Origin of the sequence: Asanoa sp. NPDC050611 (genome assembly GCF_040654855.1) — a bacterium.
Lineage (GTDB): Bacteria > Actinomycetota > Actinomycetes > Mycobacteriales > Micromonosporaceae > Asanoa.
Genome location: NZ_JBFAIU010000483.1, coordinates 1 through 4,361, shown reverse-complemented (window position 1 = coordinate 4,361; position 4,361 = coordinate 1). Strand labels below are relative to the sequence as shown.

Below are 4,361 nucleotides of genomic sequence, written 5' to 3'. Positions count from 1 at the left end.
GCGCACCGGCTCGGCCTGGTCTTCACCGGCTGGGGCCTGCTGGTCGCGCTGTTCAGCGTCTTTTTCGCGCCGCGGCTGCAGGCCCGGTTCGGCACGGCCAAGGTGCTCTACGTCAACCTGGCCGCGCTCGGCGTCGTGATGGCGGTGATCGGCGCCGGCGTGTCGACGCCCTCGGCGGTGATCGTCGCCGTGATCGTCAGCGGCGCGTTCATCGGCATCAACAACACGCTGACCACGCAGGCGGTCATGCTGGTCGCGCCGGTCGAGCGCCCGGTCGCCTCGTCGGCGTACGGCTTCGTCCGGTTCATCGGCGGCGGCCTCGCACCGTTCGTCGCCGGCAAGCTGGCCGACGCCTGGTCCCTGTCGGTCCCGTTCTACCTGGGCGGCGTGACGTTCGTGCTGGCCATCGCGGTGCTGGCCACCGGGCACCGGCTGCTCGGCGAGGCGGAGCGCGGCCTGGCCACGCCGGCGCCGGCCGCGCGCCTCGAGCCCGTGGGCCCGACCGCCGCCGGCCGCCCGGTCGTCGTGGCGGTCGGTGCCACCCCGGACGCCCCCGCCACGGTCGACGCCGCGGCCGGCGTCGCCCGCGACCGCGGCGCGCCGCTCGAGGTCGTGCACGTGCGGGAGACCGTGGTGGTCGAAGAGCTGGCTGTCGACCCGGAACCGCTCGAGTCGGCCCGGGCCGCGCTCGCCGCCCACCTCGACCGCCTCGCCGCCGCCGGGATCGCCGCGAGCGGTCAGCTCCTGCACAGCGTCGGCGACCACGCCACCGCGGCCCGGGTCCTGGCCGCGCACGCGTCCGATGTGGACGCCCGCACGGTGGTCGTCGGCCCGTCCCCGCGCGGCCCGGTGGCCCAGTTCACCGACGGCAGCTTCACGGCGGCTCTGACCGCGGCCGCCACCGTCCCCGTGCTCCTGCTACGCCCCGACGAGCAGCCGCGCGAGCTGACCCCGACGGCGCTGGCGGAGCTCAGGCCTCGATGAACTGGTAGTCCATGCGGATCCGCCCGTCCGGCTCGAGCAGGAGCACCTCGAGTCCGACGGCCGCCACGGTGCCGTCGGAGCGGTCGACCATCTCCCAGCGGAACTTCAGGGCGTCGTGGACCCGGGTTCCGGTGTCCTGCGGCCGGAACAGGTACCGGCCTGGTGCGACGAACTCCTCGTACGCCTTCGTGACGCGGGATTCCAGCTCCGCGTGGCCGTGCGCGGTCAGTCTCGGGGTGACCCCGAAGCGGTCCGCCACGGTGCGGACCTCCTCCGGTGGATGCATCTGGTGTGTGCCGTCGGCGCTCCACAGCTCACCGACCAGGGCGCGGCGGCGCTGCGCGTCGGGCTCGTTCCAGACCGCGATGTAGCGGTCGGCCAGGTCTGCGTGTGTGTCCATGGGGACGACGGTGCCGCGCGCCACGGCATGGCGACAATTCCCCGCGGGGAATGGCGGACCGCCCGCCGGGCGGGGTAGACCGGTGGAGTGGGCGAGGATTTCCCAGCGGCGTTGCGCGGGTGGCGCTCCCGGCGGCGGTTGAGCCAGCTCGAGCTGGCGGCCCGGGCGGGCACCACCCAGCGGCATGTCAGCTTCCTGGAGCGCGGGCGGTCGGCGCCGGGCCGGCCGTTGGTCGTGCGGCTCGCGGAGGCGCTGGAGGTGCCGCTGCGCGAGCGCAACCAGCTGCTGCTCACCGCGGGCTACGCACCCGCCTACGCGGACGCGCCGCTGGGCGATGCCCGCTACGCGGCGGTGCGGGACGCGCTCGAGCGGGTGCTGCGTGGCCATCTGCCGTACCCGGCGATGGTCGTCGACCGCTACGCCCGCCTGGTCTCGGCCAACCGCGCGTTCTGGACGCTGACCGGGGACGCCGCCCCCGAGCTGCGCCAGGAACCGGTGAACGTGGCCCGTCTGCTGCTGGATCCCCGGGGTCTGGCACCCGCGATCGTCAACTTCGCCGAATGGGCGCGGCACGTGGTCGACGCCATGCGCCGCCAGGCCGACCACACGCCGGATCCGGCGCTCGACGAGCTGGTCGCCTCCCTGGAACCGTTGGTGCCCCCGGCCGCCGAGCGGCTCGGTCCCGACCACGTGGGATTCGCCGTGCCGCTGCGGTTGCGCCGGGGTGACGGTGAGCTGCGGCTGATGACGACGCTGGCGCACTTCGGTACGGCCGTCGACGTCGCGGTGTCGGAGCTGCGGCTGGAGGCCTTCCTGCCCGCGGACGACGCGACGGCCGAGCTGCTGGCCGACCTGGACCGGGCGGCGGCTTCTAGACTGCGGCAGTGAGGATCGGGGTGCTCGGGGCCGCGCGGATCACGCCGGCGGCGTTGGTGCGGGCGGCGCAGGCCGTCGACGGTGTCGAGGTCGCCGCCGTCGCGGCGCGGGACCGCGGGCGGGCGGCCCGGTTCGCCAAGCGGCATCGCATACCGACGGTGCACGACTCGTACGACGAGCTGGTCGCCGATCCGAGCCTGGACGCGGTCTACGTGCCGCTGCCCAACGGCCTGCACGCGCGGTGGACCCTCGCCGCGATCGCGGCCGGCAAGCACGTGCTGTGCGAGAAGCCGTTCACCAGCAACGCCGCGCAGGCCGTCGCGGTGCGGGACGCGGCCGCCGGCACCGGGCTCGTGGTGATGGAGGCGTTCCACTACCGCTACCACCCGCTGGCCCGGCGGATGGCCGGCGTGGTGCGGGAAGGCGAGCTGGGCGCGATCGAGCGGGTCGAGACCTCGATGTGCTTCCCGCTCCCCCGCTTCCGCGACATCCGCTACCAGTACGACCTGGCCGGCGGCGCCCTGATGGACGCCGGCTGCTACGCGGTGCACTGCCTGCGGATGCTCAGTCCCGGCGAGCCCGTCGTGACCGCCGCCCAGGCACTCCTGCTGCGCCGGGACCCGCGGATCGACCGGGCGATGACGGCCGACTTCACGTTGCCCGGCGGCGGCACCGGCCGCATCCAGGCGTCGATGTGGTCGTCGACGCTGCTGCGGATCCGCGCCCGGGTGGTCGGCACGCGCGGGACGATGTCGGTGTTCAACTACGCCACACCGCAGCTGCCGTCCCGGTTCGCGCTGGCCGTCGACGGGCGGCGGCGCCAGGAGCGGTTCGGCGGCGAGCCGACGTACGTGCACCAGCTGCGCGCGTTCGTCGCGGCGGTCGACGGCAGGCGGACCAACCTCACGCCGCCCGACGACTCGGTGGCGACGATGTCGCTGATCGACGCGATCTACTCGGCCGCCGGGCTGCCCCTGCGGCCCTGACGCGCCCGGTGGGCGGCGACGCGGACCCGGCTGGCGCACGTCGCGCAGCAGAACCGCCGGGTCGGCCCCGATCCCGTGCGCAGCAGCGCGTCGCGGCAGTCCTGCGCTCCGCATCGCCCGAGCGCCTCCGCACCGTGCTCGGCGACCAGCAGGGCGAGACCCATCGAGCCCGACGCGGCGAGCCAGCCACCCCAGTTCGAGTCGGGCGCGTCGACGTGCAGGTGCAGGGGCACGCCGGCGTGCGCGACCAGCCGCGGCCGGGCGTTGCTCGCCAGCATCGCGTTGAGCCGGTCAGCCAGTGCCGTCTCGTCGGGCGCGGCGTCGAAGACGGCGTTGAACGCGTCCCGGGCGGCCAGCGCGTCGCGCAGGTCCGCCTCGTCGGCGTCGACGGGCTCCGGCTCGTCGTGGGCGCGCAGCAACGCCGCGAGATCGCCGGGCGTGCCGAGCAGGTCGGGGTGCCGCTGCCCCGGCGCGGTGTTGGCGAGCGCGGTCGCGAGGGCGGCCCAGCGCGAGTATCCGAACGCGGTCACGACTGTTACGGTACTCGACATGCAACCCGTTACAGCACCGACCCGCCTGCTCTTCGCCGCGACGGGCGCGCGGCTGGCCGACGAGGCGGCCGGCGTGGCGGTGGCGCTGCACGTGGTCGCCCGCACCGGCGATCCCCGGCTGGCCGGGCTGGTCGTCGCGGCGTTCGCGCTGCCCACGCTGGTCACCGGCCCGGTGCTGGGCGCGCTGCTCGACCGGCTGCGCCGTCCGCGCGGGCTGTTCCTGGCCAACCTGGTCGCCCTGGCCGGCGCGCTCGCGGGCATCCTGCTGCTGGCCGGCCGCGCGCCGGCCGCGGTGCTGATCGGCCTCGGGCTGCTGGCCGGCGTGACCGCCCCCGTGCTGACCGGTGGCTTCAGCGCGCTGGTGCCCCGCCTCGCGGCCCCCGGTGGGCTGCCGCGCGCGAACGCCGCCGACACCGCCAGCTACGACGTGGCCGGCCTGGGCGGCCCCGCACTGGTCGCGGTCATGGCCAGCGTGGCCGGTGCGGGCCCGGCGCTCGCCGTCACGGCGGCGGTGAACAGGCGCTCGGCCTGCGCGTTCTCCGCAGGGGCACCGGTGATGGTGAT

Annotated in this window: 6 protein-coding genes; 4 read left to right on the top strand and 2 right to left on the bottom strand. The window is 75.5% G+C overall.

Going from position 1 to position 4,361, the window contains the following annotated elements; genetic code table 11:
• Positions 1–984, top strand: a 984-nt coding sequence (locus tag AB0H87_RS38695) for an MFS transporter (RefSeq protein WP_360157783.1), incomplete at its 5' end; no start/stop codon positions are given.
• On the opposite strand, the gene AB0H87_RS38690 is transcribed toward AB0H87_RS38695, so the two are convergent.
• Positions 971–1,384, bottom strand: a complete 414-nt coding sequence (locus tag AB0H87_RS38690) for a hypothetical protein (protein WP_360157780.1) — start codon at positions 1,382–1,384, stop codon at positions 971–973. The two genes, AB0H87_RS38695 and AB0H87_RS38690, sit on opposite strands and share 14 nt — an antisense overlap.
• Before the next feature lie 87 nt (positions 1,385–1,471).
• Between AB0H87_RS38690 and AB0H87_RS38685 the strand changes: the two genes are divergently transcribed.
• Together AB0H87_RS38685 and AB0H87_RS38680 are read left to right on the top strand one after the other, a co-directional pair.
• Positions 1,472–2,272 carry a helix-turn-helix transcriptional regulator gene (locus tag AB0H87_RS38685; protein WP_360157777.1) on the top strand — a complete coding sequence of 267 codons (801 nt, stop codon included), beginning with the start codon at positions 1,472–1,474 and terminating at the stop codon, positions 2,270–2,272.
• Positions 2,269–3,246, top strand: coding sequence for a Gfo/Idh/MocA family oxidoreductase (locus AB0H87_RS38680; RefSeq protein ID WP_360157774.1), 978 nt, complete (start codon positions 2,269–2,271; stop codon positions 3,244–3,246). The genes AB0H87_RS38685 and AB0H87_RS38680 overlap by 4 nt, the downstream gene beginning before the upstream one ends.
• Here AB0H87_RS38680 and AB0H87_RS38675 read toward each other — a convergent pair.
• Positions 3,213–3,776 (bottom strand): CGNR zinc finger domain-containing protein, encoded by a 564-nt coding sequence (locus tag AB0H87_RS38675; protein WP_360157771.1) that lies wholly within the window; start codon positions 3,774–3,776, stop codon positions 3,213–3,215. The genes AB0H87_RS38680 and AB0H87_RS38675 overlap by 34 nt on opposite strands.
• A gap of 19 nt (positions 3,777–3,795) precedes the next feature.
• Between AB0H87_RS38675 and AB0H87_RS38670 the strand changes: the two genes are divergently transcribed.
• On the top strand, positions 3,796–4,361 hold a 566-nt coding region (locus tag AB0H87_RS38670), incomplete at its 3' end, for an MFS transporter (RefSeq protein ID WP_360157768.1).

What these genes read in the sequence shown, in the direction of transcription:
- AB0H87_RS38690 (WP_360157780.1), bottom strand. Translation starts at nt 1,384, where the DNA reads ATGGACACACACGCAGACCTGGCCGACCGCTACATCGCGGTCTGGAAC.